The sequence below is a fragment of the Cellulomonas bogoriensis 69B4 = DSM 16987 genome (genome assembly GCF_000767165.1).
Lineage (GTDB): Bacteria > Actinomycetota > Actinomycetes > Actinomycetales > Cellulomonadaceae > Actinotalea > Actinotalea bogoriensis.
In genome coordinates, this window is record NZ_AXCZ01000393.1 from 1 (window position 1) to 795 (window position 795).

The 795-nt window shown below is 74.5% G+C and carries 1 protein-coding gene; it reads left to right on the top strand.

Translation table 11 applies throughout. From position 1 onward, the window contains the following. Window positions 1–44: 44 nt before the first annotated feature. On the top strand, window positions 45–795 hold a 751-nt coding region (locus tag N869_RS15640), incomplete at its 3' end, for a thiazole synthase (RefSeq protein ID WP_052105663.1).

A 795-nucleotide genomic window follows, 5' to 3' on the forward strand; every position in this document is an offset into this window, starting at 1 on the left:
GACGACCGGGTCGAGGTCCTCACCGCCGTGCAGGGCGGGTGACCATGGCCACCACGACCGCACCCACGCACCGCCCGTTCGCCATCGCCGGGACGGAGATCGGCTCCCGCCTGGTCATGGGTACCGGCGGCGCCACCCACCTGCTCGCCCTGGAGGAGGCACTGGTCGCCTCGGGCACCGAGCTCACCACGGTCGCGATGCGCCGTGTGGCCGTCCGCCCCGGCGCGAGCACCACCGACACCGGCATCTGGGGGCTCCTGGACCGCCTGGGCATCCGTGCCCTGCCGAACACAGCCGGGTGCTTCTCGGTGCGTGAGGCCGTCCTGACCGCACAGCTGGCCCGGGAGGCGTGCGGCACGTCCTGGGTCAAGCTCGAGGTGATCGCCGACGACGTCAGCCTCCTGCCCGACCCGATCGGCCTGGTGGAGGCCGCCGAGCAGCTGGTCGCCGACGGGTTCGTCGTCCTGCCCTACACGAACGACGACCCGATCCTCGCGCGCAGGCTGGAGGACGTCGGGTGCGCGGCCGTGATGCCCCTCGGGGCGCCCATCGGGTCCGGGCTGGGGATCCTCAACCCGCGCAACATCGAGGCGATCGCCGCCCACGCCCAGGTACCGGTCATCCTGGACGCGGGGATCGGCACCGCGTCCGACGCGGCCCTCGCCATGGAGCTGGGGTGCGCGGGTGTGCTCCTGGCCACGGCCGTCACCCGCGCCGAGGACCCGGTGGGGATGGCGCGGGCGATGCGGCTCGCGGTCGAGGCCGGTCACGCGGCACGGCACGCCGGGCGCATCC